The following is a 17,504-nucleotide window of genomic DNA, read 5'->3' as shown; positions in this document are numbered from 1 at the left end:
CTGGCTCCCGCTTCTCCTTCCGCCCTCACGGTGATGGCGGATGATGCCCATCTGCCCGGCGCACGGGCTCCGGCATCCAGTCCGTCCGGCTAAACCTTATGTTCGTCCTGCACGGCCAGGGCCCGCAGGCTCCGGTAATCCACCTTACCCGAGCCCAGCAGGGGCAGGGCCGCCAGCCGCCGTACCCGGCGCAGCATATACAGGGCCGAAAGGCCTTCCTCACGCAACACGGCATTGGCCCGGGCGCAATCCAGGGGCAGGGTCGTGAACAGCACCAGCACGGTCTGGCCCTCCTCTTCCAGCGCATCCACGGCCAGCACCGGTCCTTCCTGTCTGGCAGGCGCCAGAAAATGGCGCCCCAGCACGGCCTCCATCTGCGGCAGGGAGATCATCTCCCCGCCCAGCTTGACGAAACGTTCCCGCCGTCCCGCAAAGGTCATATGCCCGCCGCTGTCCGCCCGCACCAGATCGCCGGTGCAGTACCAGTCCTCGCCGTCCAGACGCAGGAAGGGCGACGCCGGGCCGTCATCGCTGCCCTGCCCCAGATAGCCGCCGAACACATTGGGGCCCCGCACCAGCAGCAGCCCGGTCTCTCCGGCTGCCAGCCGCCGCCGGGGCTCCTGCACGGATACGATGGCCGTGCGCACCGAAGGCAGGGGACGGCCGATGGTGCCCGTGCGGGCATCGCCGGGCAGGTTGAGGCTGATGACCGGCGAGCATTCCGTGACGCCGTAGCCCTCGCACAGCAGCCCGCCGCCGCTCAGGCGGGCGAAATCATCATAAAGACGCTGCGGACAGGCCTCCGCACCCACGAAGGCCACGCGCAACGATGCCAGATCCCCGGGCCGGGCCTGCCGCAGCATACCCTCCAGAAAGGTGGGGGCCGCCACCAGAAGGGTCGGCCGCCACTGGCGGCACACGGCGTCCAGACGGGCGCCTTCCGTGGGATTGGCATGGAAGACCACCGGCACGCCGAAACAAAGCGGCAGCACGATGTTGCCCGTGAGGCCCAGCGTATGGAAGGGCGGCAGCATGGCCAGCATGGCGTCGTGGCTGTCCAGGGCCAGGATGGCCGCCACGTCCCGGCAATTGGCAAGGATGTTGTCATGGCTGAGCGGCACGCCCTTGGGCGCCGCCGACGAGCCCGAGGTGAACAGAATGGCCGCCAGCGGGGACAGCTTTCGGGGCACGGCACAGCCTTCGAGCCCTGCCATGGAAAGGAACGCACGACAGGCGGCCTCCAGCCGCAGACAGGGGGACAGGGAGGCTGCCACATCTTCCAGCGGCAGCCATGCGGCCCCGGCTTCCCCGGCGGCTTCGCGCAGGCCGCTGCCTTCCAGACGGTCCAGCAGGGCCCGGGCACTGAGAATGTGGCCTACTCCGGCCAGGCGCAGGCAATGGCGCAGATTGCGTGGCCCTGTGGTCCAGTTCAGCATGACCGGCGTCTGCCCGGCCAGCAGCACGGCCAGCCAGGCCACACAAGCCGCTGACGAAGCGGGCAGCATGATGCCCACCCGCTGTCCGCTGCCCAAACGGCGGCGCAGATGCAGGGAAAGGGCCACGGCCCGTATCCAGAACGCACGCGCCGTCAGTGTCCGGCCGTTGTCGGCCAGCAGGGGGCGGGACGGGGCGCGCCGCAACTGCCGCAACATGACCAGCGGCAAATGGGGGGCATCAGGCAGGCTGAGCGCCCGGGCGGGGCGGGCCCGCACGGCATCCAGCCAGGGGGAGGGCTCTTCCGGCGCTTCCGCCGGCGCGGCCTCCGGCAGCTGCCCGGCGGCCAGCAGCAGACAGTCCCCCACCGTGCGCAAGCCTTCCAGACTGGCGGGAGCGTGGCCGAAATGCTCTTCCAGCTGCACGGCCAGTTCCGTCAGGGCCAAACTGTCCAAGCCCAGATCCGTGTCCAGGCGCTGGTCTTCCTTGAGGCTGTCCCACTCCGGGCCCAGAGGCGACGCTTCCGCCAGCAGGCGCAGCACGGCTTCCCGGTCGGCAGCGGCGAGCTGGGGCGGCGTGGCGTCCACCCGGGCCGATGCGGCGCCCGTGCCCGCCACGGACGGCACCCCGGCCCGCCAGGGAAAAAGGATCTGCGGACAGACCTTTTCCCCGCCGTCGGCATCATAAAACGCCTCCAGCAGGGCATTGTACGGGCGGGCCCCCTCCCCTGCCATGGGACGGCGGGACGGCAGCGCGCAGGTGATGCGCACCTCCCGCCGGGGCAGGAAAAACAGACCGTGACAGAGCAGCGACACCAGCCCGCGCAGCAGCGCCCGGCCCAGCACGGGCTCCCCTGACGCCCAGCTGAAGGACGAGCCCCAAAGGCCGCGCGTGCGTACAAGGACCAGACCGCAGTCGGGCACGGCCTGCAACAGCCGGTATGCGCCGCTGTTGCCGCCCAGATGCGTGCCGCCGTCACGGCTCAGACCACCGGAGGGATACAAAAGGACGTTCTCGCCCCGGGCCAGCGCAGCGGCGCAGCTGTCCAGCGCTTCCCTCACCCGGTCACGGGCGGAGAGGCCGGCACGGCGCAGATCCGGCAGGGAGATGCAGCCCGTCAGCGCGGCCAGCGGCCGCAGCCACGGGCGGCGTATCTGATGGCTGTCCGCCAGCGGCCGCAGATCGAAGGCGGCAAGATGCGTGCACAGCAGGGCCGGATCCATGAAGGCCGGATGGTTGGGCAGGACGAGCACACCCCTGCCCCGCTCACGCGCCCGCGCCACTTCGGCCTGCAGGATGTCCAGTCCTTCCAGCCGGACACGGTAACGCAGGGAGAGCAGGCAGCGGCCGCAGCCCAGCAGCATGCGGGAGAGCAGGATGCGGACACGCGAAGCGGCCCGGGGGCCGCGAGGCTCCCCTGCGGGAGCGCCGCCGCGTTCCACCCCGCTCCTGTCGCCGCCATCATCGCCATCAGGAAAAGCGGCCCTGAGACGACGGGCAAAAAAGACGGCCCAAATCAGGGTAAGACCGCCCAGCAGCATGTGGGCCACGGAAGGCGGCAGGAAGGACAACAGGGCATAGACCGGCCCGGCCAGGGCCATGCCGGAAAAGGAAAAGAAATTGCTGGTGCCGAGGATGCGGCCCTTTTCCTCCGCCGCCGGGAGCAGCTGGATCTGGCTGGACACCGGCACGATGTACAGGCTGCCGCAGATGCCCACCGCCGCATAGCAGGCAAAGAGCAGGCCGAAGCGGAAGGCCTCGGGCGCGACGGGCACGCAACCGGCGACCGCCAGCAAAAGACCGATACCGGCACAGGCGCGGGGCACGCTCCGCCGCCAGTCCCCACGGGCACGGCGGGCCGCCAGACCGGCCCCGGCGCAGATGCCCAGCATGAGCCCGCCGGGCAGCAGGCTGGCCATGGTGGGGCCAAGGCCCAGCTGGGCCACGCCGTAGGCATTGATCTCCAGCAGGACGAGGGTGGACAGGGTATAGAAAAAGGCATCGGCGCACAGGCACCAGAAGATGCCCCGGCGGGCACGCAGATGCCACAGGTCGCGGGCGGAATCCAGGGCCCCCAGCCAGGGGAAGGGCGGCAGATCTTCCTTGCGGGCGGCAGCGGGCCGGTAAGGGATGAAGAACACGGACAGCAGGCCCAGCACCGCCACGCCCACGGCCACGGCAGCCACCAGCCAGTGTCCGAAGGGGATCTCCGTGGCGAGCCACTGCCGTTCCAGGGCCCCGCCCGCCAGCGTGATGCCCAGCAGGATGGACGCCGTGGTGGCCAGCTTGAACAGGGTGTTGACGCGGGGCACGTCCTCGCGGGCGAACAGTTCCGGCAGGGAGCCGTTGAGGGCCGGGCTGAACAGGGTGGCGCTGGCCCCCATGCAGAAGAGCATGGCCAGCATGCCGCTCCAGTGCAGCTGGAGCAGCCCCCAGCCCCCGGCCAGCATGGCACACACTTCCAGGGCCTTGGCCGCCAGAACCAGGCGGCACTTGGGGTAGCGGTCGGCCAGCCAGCCCGCCCAGGCGGAGAACAGGACGAAGGGCAGCGAAAAAAGCACGGTGCCCCAGGCCTGCACGGCCGTATGGCCCATACTCACGGCCAGCAGCAGGATGGCCTGCTTGAAGAAATTGTCGTTGAAGGTGCCGAGGGTGTAGCTCACCCCCAGCGAGACGGTCTGTCGCAAAAATCGCCTGCTCATGCGCACTCCTTGCAGCACCCGTGCATGGCGGCGATCCCTGCCCAAGCCTCTGCCCGCTCAGGGCGGGCTCAGGAACGCTCGCCCTGCTCCGCGGCCAGCTCGGCCAGTGCGTAATCCCGCACCCGGTCGAGCATCTCCAGGGCAAAGGGCAGGTCGCGCCGGTAAAGCACTTCCTTGCCCTGCCGCCGGGGGATCAGCAGCCCGGCCCGTACGAGGACGTTCACATGATGGCTCACGGCCGTGCGGCTCAGGCCCACGGTGGCCACAAGGCTGCTGAGGCTGATGCTCTCCCCGGGCTCGAAAAGCAGGAGGATCCTCTGCCGGGTGGCGTCCCCCATGGCGGAAAAGACCCGCGCCACGCGTTCCCAGTCGTCCGGCAGGGCGGTGATATACGAGGAATTCATGCCCATTGGTGTAGACGCTGGGAAAGTATGCTGTCAACATCAAACTAAAAAAGTAGTTTCATTGTGTCAACTAAAAAACTAGTTTTATAGTTTTATCAGCAAGCGGCCTGCGCTTCCCGTCCCGGCGTATGCCCTTGCAGCCAAAGGGGATTCCGGCGCAGAGCGCATAAAAACAGGGCAGCGCGGACCGGAGCCGCACTGCCCTCGTGGACATATAAGGATAAAGGGTCCTGCCGTTCCCGCTCCTGAGCCGCCGCCTTGCCAACGGCCCCGGAAGGACGGGCAGCGGCAACCGGAGGTCTGTCACATCCATACCGGGGCATCCCGCGGCCTGCACCGGACATATCCCGCTACGGCGCGCTTCCCCGGGCCGCGTCCGCCACCACGGTCTCAAGGGATCAGGCCAGAGACGCTGACGACAGCCGCTCCATGGGCAGCCGCTCCGGCAACTCCTGCGGCAGGGAAAGGCGCAAGGCCCTTCCTCCGTCCAGAGCCACGGCCAGTATGGCACGGATGCGCACTTCGGCCCGGCCCGGCTCCTCCGTCAGGGCCCCCAGACACAAGAAAAAGGCCAGACCTTCGGCCGGACAGCTCCCCAGCAGCGCGTGCTCGGCCGCTGTCAGTCGCAAGGGGCTGGCGCAGCCCAGAGCACAGGCTTCGCCCAGCAGCAGGCCTTCTTCCGGATGCCCGGCCGGATGCAGCACGCCCACAGGGCTCTCCGGCGCCCGGCGCCAAAAATGGAAGTCCGACGTTCCGGGAAAATCATCCAGACCGGCCGGGAGATGCCACCGCACCGGGATCGCCTCCCCCGCCGGGGACAGGGACGGGAACATCAGCACGGCATCTTCCGCCTCCGGCATATCAGCGTGACGGCTCACGCGCCCGCCCCTGCCGGCTTTCGGACCATCTCCTGCCCCATGGCGAAGGCCTGGCGGCAGTCCTGCGGGAAGTGCTCCTCGCGCCGGCGCCGCTTGTCCGCCTCGGAAAAACGGTCGGCCACATATCTGGCGTAGTCGTCGAACTGCCAGGTATCGGTCACATACTGGACGGAGGGCGTGCTGAAGATGCGCCCCAGATAGCCTTCCATGACAGCCAGGGCTTCGGGGTAGCCGTGCTGCCGCATGGTGTCCGCATCCACGTTCATGGTGTAGATGCAGGCCATTGCCAGACGACGGGGCGCGATGGTGCTGCGCTGGCGGTCATAGACCAGATAGGGGAAGCACAGGCGCTCCTGGAAGGAACGCATGGCGCCCGTCACATTGCCGAAATAGACAGGACTGCCCAGGACAAGGCCATCGGCCTTTTCCAGCGCGGCCAGCACGGGCGTGAGGTCGTCCTTCAGGGCACAATGCCCGTATGAGGCCCCGCCCCGGAGCTTGCAGGCAAAACAGCTGCGACAGCCCGAAGCCCGCAGATCGTACAGATGGATCAGCTCCGTATCCGCCCCGGCGCTGCGTGCCCCTTCCAGAAAATGTTCCAGCACCGTGGCCGTATTGCCCGTTTTGCGCGGGCTGCCGTTGACGGCGAATATCTTCATGGCATCGTGCCTCCGGTTCAGGCGGCCTTCGCGCCGCTGCTGTTACGGGCCAGGGTACAACCCACGGCCAGCAGGCTCAGGATACCGAACAGCACCATGTCCACCCGCATGCAATGCAGGAAGGCGTCGATATTGTCCGTGCCCACCGGTTCATGGCCTAAGAAAAGGCTCAGGGTCAGGGTGATGATGGTCAGGTTGCCCAGCATGCCGGCCGTGCGCACCGTGCCCACCAGCCCGGAGGCCTGCCCCACCCGCTGCGGTCCGGCCGCTTCGAGGATGATGGTGGTATTGGGCAGGGCGAACAGGCTGACGCCCGCGCCGATAAGGCATTGCGCGCCCACGATGACCCAAAGCGAGGAATCCATGTCCAGGAAGGCCGCACTCAGCAGGCCCAGGCCGCAGAACACCGTCCCGACGGTACTGATGAGGCCCTGGTCATAGCGGTCGCAAAGGCGGGCGGCCAGCGGGCTGGACAGGGACTGCACAGCGGCCTGGAGCGCCAGCATCAGACCGGCTTCCTGCACGCTGAAGCCCCGCCCCACCTGCAGGTAGAGGCTGAAGAAAAAGACCATGCCGAAAAAGGAACAGTAGTTGACGAAGGCCGCCACCAGCGACAGGCTGAGGACCCTGTTCCTGCGCAGCAGACGGACGTCCACCATGGGGAAGGGGCTGCGCAGCTCACGCCAGACGAAACAGGCCAGCAGCACGAGACAAAGCAGGAAGAGCCCCCCGCCCACCAGATGATCGTCCGCGATACAGGAAGCCCCAAAGGTCAGCGCCGCCATGGCCCCGCCATAGAGCAGACAGCCCGGCACGTCGAAGGGTTCCTTGTCGGCGGTGCGCCACTCCAGCGGCACCCGGAAGATCATGATGCACATGGCGGCCAGCGCGGCCAGGCCCGTGCCCCAGAACAGCCAGCGCCAGCCCAGCCAGCCGGCCACGAGACCGCCCACCGGCGGCCCGCAGGCGATGCCCGCATAAACGGCCACATTGCTGAGGCCCAGATAACTGGCCCGCATCTCCTTGGGCGCGGCGGAGGCCAGCAGGGCCAGGCTGGACGAACTCAGCATGGCGGCCCCCATGCCCTGGAACAGGCGCAGGCCGATGAACACGTCGATGTGAGGGATGAAGCCCAGCACCAGAGCCAGCACACTGAACAGGCTCAGGCCAAAAAGGAAGACACGGCGCCGTCCGTAGATGTCGCCCAGGGTGCCGCCGGCCAGCTGGAACACCACCAGTCCCAGCGTATAGACGGCCCCCAGCAGGCTGAGCTCACGCGCACTGGCCCCCAGGCTTTCCCCCAGGGGCGGCAGGACGGCGTTGACCCCGGCCACCATGAACGGCATGAAGAATTGCGCCGCGCAGACAGCCAGCAATAACCAGCGATGTTCTTTTGCGATACTCATAGACAACCCTAAAACCGGAGAGCGGGGGTGGTCAACAGGATACGAAATCGTGAAAAAAAGAACAGTTACGACGAAGCGCCCGGGGCTTCCGTGGTCGACGCCTTACCGTGACGCCAGAACGGACAGCCGGAGGACCTGGAACAGACCTTGCCGTTACGGAGACTGCCTCCTCGCGCGGCTGCCCGCACGGGCATGGACAAAAAAAGAGCGGGAAGGGAGCATGTCCCTTCCCGCTCTTTATCAGGGAACCGCGGGCTATCCCGGCAGCCCCTTCGTATGCACTGATCACGGCCTCCCCGGCGGGGATGGCCTACAGGCCCGCTTCTTCCACCAAGCGCAGGCACATCTCGGACTTGTTGAGGCTGTACAGATGGATGCCGGGCGCACCGCAATCCAGCAGCTGCCGGATCTGGCGGGCGGCAAAGCGCAGGCCCGCTTCGCGCACGGCCTCCACACCGCCTTCGTTGTGGGCCGCCTCCAGTTCCAGATAGAGCTTACCCGGGATGTTGGCCCCGCACAGCGACAGCACGCGGCGCAGGGAGTCGAAGCTCTGGATGGGCAGGATGCCCGGGATGACCGGCGTTTCCAGCCCGGCCGCCCGCAGCGAGCTGACCAGGGACTCATACTCGCGTACATCGAAGAAAAGCTGGGTGATGACGAAATCCGCTCCGGCGCGCAGCTTTTCGGCCAGATAGGCCCGGTCTGCCGCAAAGGTGGCCGCATCGGGATGGGGCGCAGGATAGCCAGCCACGCCGATGCCCAGATCAGGATGCTCCGAACGCAAGAAATGCACGAGGTCGCGGGCATTGTGGAAATGCCCCTTGTTCCAGTCCCAGTCGCTCACGCCGCGCGGCGCGTCACCGCGCAGGGCCAGCACGTTGTGGACCCCGGCAGCGCGCAGGTTGCCCACGAAATCACTGATGGCCTGCGGCTCGGCGCCCACACAGGTCAGATGCGCCATGACGGTGAAGCCCCGGCGGGCCAGTTCCGCCGTGACGTTCAACGTGTTCTGCTGTTTGCCGCCTCCCGCACCGTAGGTGACGGACAGGAAAAGGGGATCGATCGAGCGCAGGCGCTCCACGGTCTCGTAGAACTCCGGCAGATGACTTTCCGCGGCAGGGGGGAAAAATTCCAAAGAAACAAAAGGCTTGGTTGTCTGGCGGAGAGCCTGGGCGATCTGCATGACAAAACTCCTGGGAACTGTGGATCAAAAAAACGGTTTCGATGCATCCAACTATATCAATATAACTTGATAAGTCAATATAGTTTGTTTACCCCCTCCCGCCACCGTCCTGATGCTTGCCAAAAAAACAAGGGCGCTCTATGTCAGCAGGTATGGACGCTTCGGTCGCACCCGCTTTTTGTCATCCCGCATCCTTTGCCGCTCTGCTCCGCCACAGACAGCATGCCCTCCTTGCCTGCTGTCTCCGCCCGTTGTGCCTGCTGCTCTGCCTTCTGATCTTCTGCCCTGTCAAAGCCGGAGCGGAAGGAGACATTCCGCCCGCTCCTCCTGCGCCTTCCCTGAGCCTGGAACTGGAGCAGCTCGACCTTTCCGGGCTGCCCGGCCTGCCGCCCCTGCCCGCCGAAGACGAGGTCCTGCCCGCGGCCGCCACCCATAGCCTGCCGCTCACGGAAGAGGCCCCGGCAGCCGCCGGCGATGCCGAGGCCGATGCGGCCCTGCCGGAAGCTCCCCGCTGGAATGCCCTGGAAGAAGGGCTCGAGTATGCGGAGTTCTCCCTGCAATCCGAAGCCGGGCAACAGGCCTCCCTGACCGTCCTGCGCATCGACCCGGAGCTGTTCGATTTTCGCCTCTATGCCAGCGCGGCCCACAAGCATCCGGCCCTGACCCTGGGCCAGTGGGCCGACAGCCATGACCTGGTGGCCGCCATCAACGCCAGCATGTATCTTCCCGACGGCGTCACCAGCACGGGCTACATGCGGCAGGACGACTACATCAACAACAAGCGCCTGGTCCGTCGCTTCGGCGCCTTTTTCGTGGCCGGTCCCCGTCAGGAGGGCCTGCCCCGCGCCGACATCCTGACCCGCGAGGATCCCCAGTGGCAGGAGCTGCTGGAGCAGTACCGCCTGGTCATCCAGAACTACCGCATGATCAATGACGAGCGCCGCATCCTCTGGTCTCCCGGCGGTCCCCTGTACGCCATCTCGGCGGTGGCCGAGGACGGGACGGGCAAGATCCTTTTCCTGCATTGCCGCGAACCGCTGGAAGCCTACAGCTTTGCCCACGCCCTGCTCCACCTGCCCCTGGATGTGCGCACCGTCATGTATGTGGAGGGCGGCATGCAGGCCGGGCTGGTGATCCGCTCCCCCGGGCTGCACCAGGAATTGCGCGGCCGGCACCTGGCCGATTTCTGGGTCACGGGCAATGTGCGGGCCCAGCTGCCCAATGTGCTGGGCATCCGGCGCCGTCATGCCCCGGCCCTTCCGGACTGCCCCACCATGCTCCAGCAGACGGCCGCCCCCGCCGCTGCCGCCGACTGATGGGGGGAACACACCAGATATACAGACTTTTTTCTCTGCATCCCCCGGGACAGTATGGACACGGCTTTTGTGAAAAAGTTCTTTATTAAGAAAAATTACTATTATAGTCGGAAAACCTCTTTACAGCGGGGCCGTCTTGGTTCAAAATAGCTCCGTCGGAAGGAGTTCCGGCAACATGCAAACACCGATCCCAACTGTCCGGCTGCGGACAAAGGTAGACAAATATCATGCCGAACCAGCTTGAAGTTTATAAGTGCACCCATTGCGGCAACATCGTTGAAGTCATCCACGGCGGCGGCGCCAGCCTGGTCTGCTGTGGCGAGAACATGAAGCTCATGAAGGAAGGCTCCACCGACGGCGCCATGGAAAAGCACGTGCCCGTGATCGAAAAGATCGAAGGCGGTTACAAGGTGACCGTGGGCAGCGTGGCCCATCCCATGGACGAGAACCACTACATCGAGTGGATCGAGCTGCTGGCCGACAACCAGAGCCTGACCTGTTTCCTGAAGCCGGGCGACAAGCCTGAAGCGGTGTTCAAGACCGACGCCGAAAAGGTCACCGCCCGCGAATACTGCAACCTTCACGGCCACTGGAAGGCCGAAAACTAGGCTCATAAGGAGAGACACCATGAAATACGTTTGCAGCGTGTGCGGTTACGAATACGATCCCGCCGAAAACGACAACGTGCCCTTCGACCAGCTGCCTGATGACTGGACCTGCCCCGTCTGTGGCGTGAGCAAGGACCAGTTCGAACAGGCCTAAGCCCTGTTTCTTCCGCCCTTTCCGCCTGCCCTGCCGCCCTGCGGCAGGGCAGGCTCGTTTATGCCCTGTGCGGCATCCTGACCGTGAACAATATCCCCTAATGGAGAATTTTCATGCAGCCCGTTGAAATCAAAAAAGATATTTTCTGGGTCGGTTGCGTGGACTACGACCACCGTGACTTCCACGGCTATTCCCGCTCCCCCGAAGGTTCCACCTACAACGCCTACCTGATCCGCGACGAAAAGAACGTCCTGATGGATACCGTGTATCCCGGCTGGGCCGGCAACATGCTGTGCCGCATCGCCAAGATCATGGATCCCGAAAAGATCGACTACATCGTCTGCAACCATATGGAACCCGACCACGCCGGCAGCCTGGCCGAAGTGGTGGCCCGCGTGAAGCCCGAAAAGATCTTCGTCTCCACCCTGGGCTACAAGTCCATGCAGGGCTACTTCGACTGCAAGGACTGGCCCATCGAAGTGGTCAAGAGCGGCGACAAGCTGAACATCGGCAAGCGCAACATCATCTTCCAGGAGACCCGCATGCTGCACTGGCCCGACAGCATGGTCTCCTACATCCCCGAAGACAAGCTGCTCATCAGCAACGACGCCTTCGGCCAGAACATCGCCACCAGCTACCGCTATGCCGATGAGCACGATCAGGGCGACTTCGTGCGCGCCATCAAGGAATACTACTACAACATCGTGCTGCCCTACTCTCCCCAGGTGCTGAAGACCTTGCCCATCGTGGAGAGCCTGGACATCGACATGATCGCCCCTGACCACGGCCTGATCCACCGCGGAGAAAAGTCCGTGAAGTTCATCGTGGACATGTACCGCCAGATGGCCGAACAGAAGCCCCAGCAGCGCGCCATGGTGATCTACGACACCATGTGGCATTCCACCGAAAAGATGGCCTATGCCGTGTGCAGCGGTCTGGAAGAAGTGGGCGTGCCCACCCGCCTGATGTCCGTGAAGAGCAACCATCACAGCGAGATCATGACCGAACTGGCCAACTGCGGCGCCGTGATCGCGGGCTCCCCCACCCACAACAACACCATCATGCCCCTGATGGCCTCCACCCTGACCTACATGAAGGGCCTGCGTCCCCAGAACCGCGTGGGCGGCGCCTTCGGTTCCTTCGGCTGGTCCGGCGAATCCGCCAAGGTCCTGCACGAGATGCTGGCTTCCATGGGCATGGACATGCCCGCCGATTTCGTGAAGTGCAACTGGACCCCGCGCCACGAAGCCCTGCGCGCCTGCGTGGAACTGGGCAAGACCGTGGGCGAGGCCCTGAAGAAGAAGTGCCAGGGCGAATAAGCCCCGCATCTTTCCGAATGTCCTGCGGCGTCCCCAGACGGGGACGCCGTTTTTTTATGCCCTGCGTGAAGCGGCCAAGAGCCCGCGCCCCGTCCGGCGACGGGTATCGCCCGGCAGCGCCACCGGTCTGTCCTGCGGCCTCTCCGCAAGCGGGAGCGTACAACGCCATGAGGGACGGCCTGTCACGTCGGCTTCCTCAAACATCACCGCAATGCGGCAAAAGGACAGCGCATCACCATCGCCGCCTGTCCTCCGGCCCGGCAAAAAAGCAGACACGGCTCCTGCCCGTATCCCGGACGTCTTCCCCCCAGCATGCCCCCACGCCTCCTGCAGGAGGCCTCTCCCTTATGCAGGGCCGCGCTGCAAACAGGGAAGCCCAACGCAAAAAGGCCGGAGTCTCAAGGGCTCCGGCCTCCGGTTGTCCGTTATCAAAAAATGCTAGCGTCCGCTTTCGCGTTCTTCCTGACAGGCGCGGCACAGACCGACGCCGGGCAGGGCCTCCAGACGCTTCTGGGGGATGGGCTCGCCGCATTCGCGGCAGCAGGCCACGCCGTCGATCCAGTCGGGACCGCCCTGGTCCATGGCAGCGCGGGCGCGGGAGAGGGCAGCTTCACGGTCCAGACGTTCAAGTTCAGTGGCCTGGTCAAAAACATCCATGCATCTGTCTCCTTAAAGCAAGCGGCAATCCCGCATGAGCCGGGATTGCCGTAGTGGATTGGTGCGGGCCTGTGTAGCACAGGCGCCCCATCCTGTAAAGAGTCCGCCCGCAGACCCAAAGAAAAAATCAGGGCCGGCGGGCCCACAGGGGCCGTACTGAGGCTGCCCTCTCAAAAATGCAACAAAGAGGCTCCCGCACCGGCCGGCGGCACGGGAGCCAGGAATGTGTCTGAAGGAATCAGCCTACTTTGCCGTGCGCAGGATGTCTTCCAGCGTATCGATAAAGGCGTCGAGGTCGGCCTTGTCGATGGTCAGGGCGGGCAGCAGACGCAGGGTCACGCCGTGGCTCAGGTTGCAGATGAAGCCGCGGGCGATGAGTTCGCGCCACACGGCGGCGGCATCCACCGCCAGCTCGATGCCGATCATCAGGCCCAGGCCGCGCACTTCACGCACGGTACCGGGCAGCTTGTCCTGGATGGCGCGGACGCGGTCCATCACATGCTTGCCCAGCTCGGCGGCACGGTCGGCCAGCTTGTCGCGGAGCATGATCTCCACGCACTTGGCCGCCACACCGGAGGCCAGCGCGCCGCCGCCAAAGGTGGTGGCATGGCTGCCGGCCTCGAAGCCCTTGGCCATCTCGTCGGTGGCCAGCATGGCGCCCATGGGCAGGCCGTTGGCCAGGGACTTGGCCATGCTGATGGCGTCCGGGGTCAGGCCGTGCTGCTGGAAGGCCCAGAAGGTACCGGTACGGCACAGACCGGCCTGCACTTCGTCGCAGATGAAGAGGATGTCGTGCTTGCGGCACAGGGCCTCCACACCGCGCAGGTAATCGCCCGGCAGGGGCACGATGCCGCCTTCGCCCTGCACCACTTCCACCAGCACCGCCGCCGTGGCGGGCGTGATGGCGGCTTCCAGCGCGGCCAGGTCATTGGCGGGCACCTGCTTGAAGCCTTCGGGCAGCGGCGTGAAACCGTCGCTCAGGCTCTCGCGGCCCGTAGCGGCCAGCGCACCGAAGGTACGGCCGTGGAAGCAGCCGCCCAGGGTGATGATCTCGTAGGCGTCGCGCTGCTTGACCTTGCGCATGTAGCGACGGGCCAGCTTGATGCAGGCCTCGTTGGCCTCGGCGCCGGAATTGCAGAAGAAGGCCTTGCCATGATGGCTGGTGCTCAGCAGCAGGCGGGCCAGCTCCAGCTGCTCTTCCTGATAGAAGAGGTTGCTGACGTGCCAGAGCTTGTGGGCCTGGGCTTCCAGGGCGGCGCAGACCTCGTCGTTGCAGTGGCCCAGGGCGGTCACCGCGATGCCGGCCAGCAGGTCCACATATTCCTTACCGTCCACGTCCCACAACCGCGAGCCCTTGCCTCGGACCACAGCCACGGGATATCGGCTGTAGGAACGGCAAAGCAGTGCTTCTTCCTGGGCTTTGACGGCGGAAAATGTGTCGGACATGGTCAACTCCTTTGCTGGGAGGCCTTGCGCCATCCCACGGGGCACGTGCCCCGGCAATCGTGAAACAGAAAAGGCTTTGGAAAAAACGGGAGGCCCGCCGGGAAAACAAACGTCCCCGGCCCAGCGGCAGGCATGGCCCGCGGCACACGCCGCAACACTCGCCTCATGGCCCCGGCCGACGGCATCCCCCGGCGGAGATTAGCGTCCCGTATGTCCGAAGCCGCCCGCACCGCGCTCCGTAGCAGAAAGGCTCTCCACCTCCTGCCAGACAGGGCGGACAAAGGGCTGGAAAACAAGCTGGGCCATGCGCTCCCCACGCTTGAGGATGCGCTCCTCGCCCGAGGTGTTGAGCAGCATGACGAGGATCTCGCCCGTATAATCGGGGTCGATGACCCCCACTCCCTGGGCCACGGTCAGGCCTTCGCGCGCACCAAGGCCGCTGCGGGAATAGAGGAAACCCGCAAAACCGGCCTCGCAGGGCTGCACGCTGATGCCCGCAGGCACGCAAAAACGGCCTCCGGCAGGGATGCGCACACTATCCTCGTCCAGACAGGCGCGCAGGTCGATACCGGCCGAGAAGGCCGTGGCCGGTTCAAGCTGACCGGCGTACAGGGAACGGGCCCCTTCGCGCACGAAAGCGAGGCGCACGGGGCAGGTGGGTACGGAAAAATTGCTCATGGCGTGAGATGTAGCGCACATGCGGACAGCGGGCAAGAGGCCCAAAGCCTTGCCGACCCGCAGGATACGGACACGGGACAGCCGTTTTGTGCCCACACTCACGGACAGGCCGCAGCCGGCCCCATGGACCGCTCCATCCGCTTCTCTGTCAGCAAGAAAGCACGCCGCCTGCGGGGATTTTCAGGAACCATTGTCGGCAAGTTCCGATCGATGCCTGTGCAAAAAAATTTTTTTTCAGCCGCTCTGCCGGATGCCCTGTGGCGACCCGCTTCTCCCCTGTCTTCTTTCCCGCAAGGACGGCCCATCCATCCGTCCCCTGTTGTCTTCACTCTTTCCCGCTATGCCGGTCCCGGCGACGACATCCCCCTGCGCACCGTCCTGTCCCCAGCTCTCCCTCCTCTTATAAAGGGATGGATCTGCCCGCACCGCATCCAGGCAACCCTCCTCCCCCCACACAAAAAACATCTCCCGATGACAGGCCTGTCGCAACGTCTCCTCCGCAGCTCCAGTACCCAGTCCCCCATCACGGCTCCCAACAGACGCCCACGCCGCACACGGGCGCCCCACGCACCCAGAGAGCCCGCTGCGGTCGTCGATAGTAAAAGGGAAACTCCGGGAGACCCACGCGCCCGGGGCATCCGCCGCCCGCACGCTCCCCTCGCACTGACCGGAACAAAAGTTTTCGCGGGGATGGGGGCACGGGGGAAGGGGAGCCTTTTCCAAAAGGCAGCCCTTCCCCCGAACGACCCTGGCTCTGCCAACAGACAGACCAGCCCCCTTCCTCCCCGCCGCCTCCGCTCCTGCTCCCCCTTGCCTTCCGGGCCCAGATTGGGCAAAGATGCGGCCAACAAAAGGAGATGGCGTGACTGAACACAGCTATGCGGTTATTGGTGGCGGCCTGGCCGGTTGCGAATGTGCCCTGCGTCTGGCGCGGGCCGGTCTGCAAGTGACCCTGTTCGAACAGAAGCCGGAATTCCGTTCCCCGGCCCATGTCAATGACGGGCTGGCGGAGCTGGTCTGTTCCAATTCCCTGCGCTCGGACGAACTGACGTCCGGCATCGGCCTGCTCAAGGCCGAGATGCGCGAACTGGGCAGCGACTTCATGGAGCTGGCCGACGCCCACCGCGTGCCTGCGGGCAAGGCGCTGGCCGTGGACCGCGAGGCCTTCTCGGCGGCCATGACGCAGCGCATCCGGTCCACGCCCGGCATCACGCTGGTGCACCGGCAGATCACGTCCCTGGACGATCCCGCGCTGGACGGCTTCGAGACCGTGGTGCTGGCGGCCGGGCCCATGGCTTCGGAGAACCTTTCCGCCTCGCTGGCCGAGGTGGTGGGCGGCGATCACTGCTATTTTTATGATGCCATCGCGCCCATCGTCTGGACGCACTCCCTGAATATGGACATCGTGTTCCGTGCCTCGCGCTACGGGCAGGAAAAGGGCGAAACGGGCGGCGACTATCTCAACTGCCCCATGAACAAGGAAGAATACGAAGCCTTCTACAATGCCCTACTGGAAGCGCAGAAGGTGGGCGCCCGGGAATTCGAGAAAGAGAAACATTTCGAAGGCTGCATGCCGGTGGAGGCCCTGGCCGAGCGCGGCCCGCGCACCCTGACCTTCGGCCCGCTGAAGCCCGTGGGCTTCGTGGACCCGCGTACCGGCCGCCGTCCCTGGGCCATCCTGCAGCTGCGGGCCGAGACCCTCAACGGCGAGACCTGCAATCTGGTGGGCTGCCAGACCAAGCTGACCTATGGCGAACAGGCGCGCGTGTTCCGCATGGTGCCCGGTCTGGAAAAGGCGGAGTTCGCCCGCTTCGGCAGCATGCACCGCAACACCTACGTGAACGCGCCCGTGGCCCTGAACGAGGATCTGTCGCTCAAGGCGCGGCCCCGCGTCTTCCTGGCCGGGCAGATCACCGGTGTGGAAGGCTATCTGGAATCCGCCGCCTGCGGCATGTGGCTGGGCATGCTGCTGGCCGCCCGCGCCCAGGGCAGAGAGCTGGCCCTGCCGCCGCTGGAATGCGCGCTGGGTGCCCTGCTCAACCATCTGCGCACCCCGGTGAAGCACTTCCAGCCGTCCAATGCCCATTTCGGCCTCATGCCGGAACTGGATGAAAAAGCCAAAAAGAAGGATCGCAAGGCCCTCTACTCGGCCCGGGCACGCGAACGTTTCGCTGCCTGGCGTGCGGAACAGGGGCTGTAGCGGGACCGTCTTTCTGATCCGCTGAGAAAAAAGCGCTTTTTTTTCGAAAAAAATGCGCTTTTTTTGTTCCTCACGTTCAGGCCCCTTTGCGCATTTTGGGCGACTCCCGCAAAAAACGGGCAAAAAGATGGGCAAAAATGCTCCTACAACCTTCTGAAAATAAAAAAGAAAAAAAAATTAAAAAAAGTTGTTGACTCAGGGGGTGGTTTTCGCTAGATAAGACTTCGCCTCTTGGAGTAGGAGCGTAGCTCAGGTGGCTAGAGCACTTCCTTGACACGGAAGGGGTCAGCAGTTCAAGTCTGCTCGTTCCTACCAAATAAAATAATAAGGGCATGAGCCCGTGGCGACAGGGGCGGTGCCCGCCAGATAGCTGCACGAAAGCAGCACGTTTTTTGAAGATGGGGAGGTTTTTCAGCCTCCCCATTCCTTTTTTTGTACCATACGCCCGACAAGGGCGCCT

14 protein-coding genes and 1 tRNA gene are annotated in these 17,504 nt (G+C 65.1%); 6 read left to right on the top strand and 9 right to left on the bottom strand.

Going from position 1 to position 17,504, the window contains the following annotated elements:
- Positions 1-89: 89 nt before the first annotated feature.
- From DESPIG_RS09895 to DESPIG_RS09870, 6 genes are all read right to left on the bottom strand, one after another.
- Complete coding sequence (locus DESPIG_RS09895) at positions 90-4,136, bottom strand: MFS transporter (RefSeq protein ID WP_006008144.1); 4,047 nt, start codon at positions 4,134-4,136, stop codon at positions 90-92.
- A 68-nt stretch (positions 4,137-4,204) separates the two neighbouring features.
- Positions 4,205-4,540, bottom strand: coding sequence for an ArsR/SmtB family transcription factor (locus DESPIG_RS09890; protein ID WP_040369939.1), 336 nt, complete (start codon positions 4,538-4,540; stop codon positions 4,205-4,207).
- 398 nt (positions 4,541-4,938) lie between these two features.
- Entirely contained in the window at positions 4,939-5,334 is a 396-nt protein-coding gene (locus DESPIG_RS09885) for a hypothetical protein (RefSeq protein ID WP_147589015.1), read from the bottom strand.
- An 80-nt stretch (positions 5,335-5,414) separates the two neighbouring features.
- Entirely contained in the window at positions 5,415-6,077 is a 663-nt protein-coding gene (locus tag DESPIG_RS09880) for a flavodoxin family protein (protein WP_006008136.1), read from the bottom strand.
- Positions 6,078-6,094: 17 nt separating this feature from the next.
- Positions 6,095-7,483, bottom strand: coding sequence for an MFS transporter (locus DESPIG_RS09875; protein ID WP_006008135.1), 1,389 nt, complete (start codon positions 7,481-7,483; stop codon positions 6,095-6,097).
- Between the two features lie 310 nt (positions 7,484-7,793).
- Positions 7,794-8,666 carry a methylenetetrahydrofolate reductase gene (locus DESPIG_RS09870; protein WP_006008132.1) on the bottom strand — a complete coding sequence of 291 codons (873 nt, stop codon included), beginning with the start codon at positions 8,664-8,666 and terminating at the stop codon, positions 7,794-7,796.
- Positions 8,667-8,818: 152 nt separating this feature from the next.
- On the opposite strand from DESPIG_RS09870, the gene DESPIG_RS09865 reads away from it, so the two are divergent.
- The 4 genes from DESPIG_RS09865 to DESPIG_RS09850 all read left to right on the top strand — a co-directional run bounded on the left by DESPIG_RS09865 (position 8,819) and on the right by DESPIG_RS09850 (position 12,063).
- A complete protein-coding gene (locus DESPIG_RS09865; protein ID WP_081446867.1) occupies positions 8,819-9,982 on the top strand; it encodes a phosphodiester glycosidase family protein in 1,164 nt (387 codons plus the stop codon).
- 227 nt (positions 9,983-10,209) lie between these two features.
- Positions 10,210-10,590 carry a desulfoferrodoxin gene (locus DESPIG_RS09860; protein WP_006008126.1) on the top strand — a complete coding sequence of 127 codons (381 nt, stop codon included), beginning with the start codon at positions 10,210-10,212 and terminating at the stop codon, positions 10,588-10,590.
- A 19-nt stretch (positions 10,591-10,609) separates the two neighbouring features.
- Positions 10,610-10,744: a rubredoxin gene (locus DESPIG_RS09855; protein WP_006008124.1), complete on the top strand. Its 135-nt coding sequence runs from the start codon at positions 10,610-10,612 to the stop codon at positions 10,742-10,744.
- A gap of 113 nt (positions 10,745-10,857) precedes the next feature.
- Positions 10,858-12,063: an FprA family A-type flavoprotein gene (locus DESPIG_RS09850; RefSeq protein ID WP_006008121.1), complete on the top strand. Its 1,206-nt coding sequence runs from the start codon at positions 10,858-10,860 to the stop codon at positions 12,061-12,063.
- 438 nt (positions 12,064-12,501) lie between these two features.
- On the opposite strand, the gene DESPIG_RS09845 is transcribed toward DESPIG_RS09850, so the two are convergent.
- From DESPIG_RS09845 to dut, 3 genes are all read right to left on the bottom strand, one after another.
- Positions 12,502-12,720: a TraR/DksA family transcriptional regulator gene (locus tag DESPIG_RS09845; protein ID WP_040369802.1), complete on the bottom strand. Its 219-nt coding sequence runs from the start codon at positions 12,718-12,720 to the stop codon at positions 12,502-12,504.
- Positions 12,721-12,963: 243 nt separating this feature from the next.
- Entirely contained in the window at positions 12,964-14,166 is a 1,203-nt protein-coding gene (locus tag DESPIG_RS09840) for an aspartate aminotransferase family protein (protein WP_040369801.1), read from the bottom strand.
- 198 nt (positions 14,167-14,364) lie between these two features.
- On the bottom strand, positions 14,365-14,865 hold the full coding sequence (gene dut / locus DESPIG_RS09835; RefSeq protein ID WP_246118348.1) for a dUTP diphosphatase: 501 nt from the start codon (positions 14,863-14,865) through the stop codon (positions 14,365-14,367).
- A gap of 817 nt (positions 14,866-15,682) precedes the next feature.
- On the opposite strand from dut, the gene trmFO reads away from it, so the two are divergent.
- Both trmFO and DESPIG_RS09820 read left to right on the top strand, forming a co-directional pair.
- A complete protein-coding gene (gene trmFO / locus DESPIG_RS09825) occupies positions 15,683-17,044 on the top strand; it encodes a methylenetetrahydrofolate--tRNA-(uracil(54)-C(5))-methyltransferase (FADH(2)-oxidizing) TrmFO (RefSeq protein ID WP_006008110.1) in 1,362 nt (453 codons plus the stop codon).
- A 238-nt stretch (positions 17,045-17,282) separates the two neighbouring features.
- Positions 17,283-17,359, top strand: a tRNA-Val gene (locus tag DESPIG_RS09820).
- The last annotated feature ends 145 nt before the right edge of the window (positions 17,360-17,504 follow it).

This window comes from Desulfovibrio piger ATCC 29098 (genome assembly GCF_000156375.1).
Lineage (GTDB): Bacteria > Desulfobacterota > Desulfovibrionia > Desulfovibrionales > Desulfovibrionaceae > Desulfovibrio > Desulfovibrio piger.
Note: the sequence above shows the minus strand (reverse complement) of the source record. Positions and strands in the feature narration are given on the sequence as shown.

What these genes read in the sequence shown, in the direction of transcription:
- DESPIG_RS09895 (WP_006008144.1), bottom strand. Translation starts at nt 4,136, where the DNA reads ATGAGCAGGCGATTTTTGCGACAGACCGTCTCGCTGGGGGTGAGCTAC.
- DESPIG_RS09890 (WP_040369939.1), bottom strand. Translation starts at nt 4,540, where the DNA reads ATGAATTCCTCGTATATCACCGCCCTGCCGGACGACTGGGAACGCGTG.
- DESPIG_RS09880 (WP_006008136.1), bottom strand. Translation starts at nt 6,077, where the DNA reads ATGAAGATATTCGCCGTCAACGGCAGCCCGCGCAAAACGGGCAATACG.
- DESPIG_RS09875 (WP_006008135.1), bottom strand. Translation starts at nt 7,483, where the DNA reads ATGAGTATCGCAAAAGAACATCGCTGGTTATTGCTGGCTGTCTGCGCG.
- DESPIG_RS09870 (WP_006008132.1), bottom strand. Translation starts at nt 8,666, where the DNA reads ATGCAGATCGCCCAGGCTCTCCGCCAGACAACCAAGCCTTTTGTTTCT.
- DESPIG_RS09865 (WP_081446867.1), top strand. Translation starts at nt 8,819, where the DNA reads ATGGACGCTTCGGTCGCACCCGCTTTTTGTCATCCCGCATCCTTTGCC.
- DESPIG_RS09860 (WP_006008126.1), top strand. Translation starts at nt 10,210, where the DNA reads ATGCCGAACCAGCTTGAAGTTTATAAGTGCACCCATTGCGGCAACATC.
- DESPIG_RS09855 (WP_006008124.1), top strand. Translation starts at nt 10,610, where the DNA reads ATGAAATACGTTTGCAGCGTGTGCGGTTACGAATACGATCCCGCCGAA.
- DESPIG_RS09850 (WP_006008121.1), top strand. Translation starts at nt 10,858, where the DNA reads ATGCAGCCCGTTGAAATCAAAAAAGATATTTTCTGGGTCGGTTGCGTG.
- DESPIG_RS09845 (WP_040369802.1), bottom strand. Translation starts at nt 12,720, where the DNA reads ATGGATGTTTTTGACCAGGCCACTGAACTTGAACGTCTGGACCGTGAA.
- DESPIG_RS09840 (WP_040369801.1), bottom strand. Translation starts at nt 14,166, where the DNA reads ATGTCCGACACATTTTCCGCCGTCAAAGCCCAGGAAGAAGCACTGCTT.
- dut (WP_246118348.1), bottom strand. Translation starts at nt 14,865, where the DNA reads ATGTGCGCTACATCTCACGCCATGAGCAATTTTTCCGTACCCACCTGC.
- trmFO (WP_006008110.1), top strand. Translation starts at nt 15,683, where the DNA reads ATGCGGCCAACAAAAGGAGATGGCGTGACTGAACACAGCTATGCGGTT.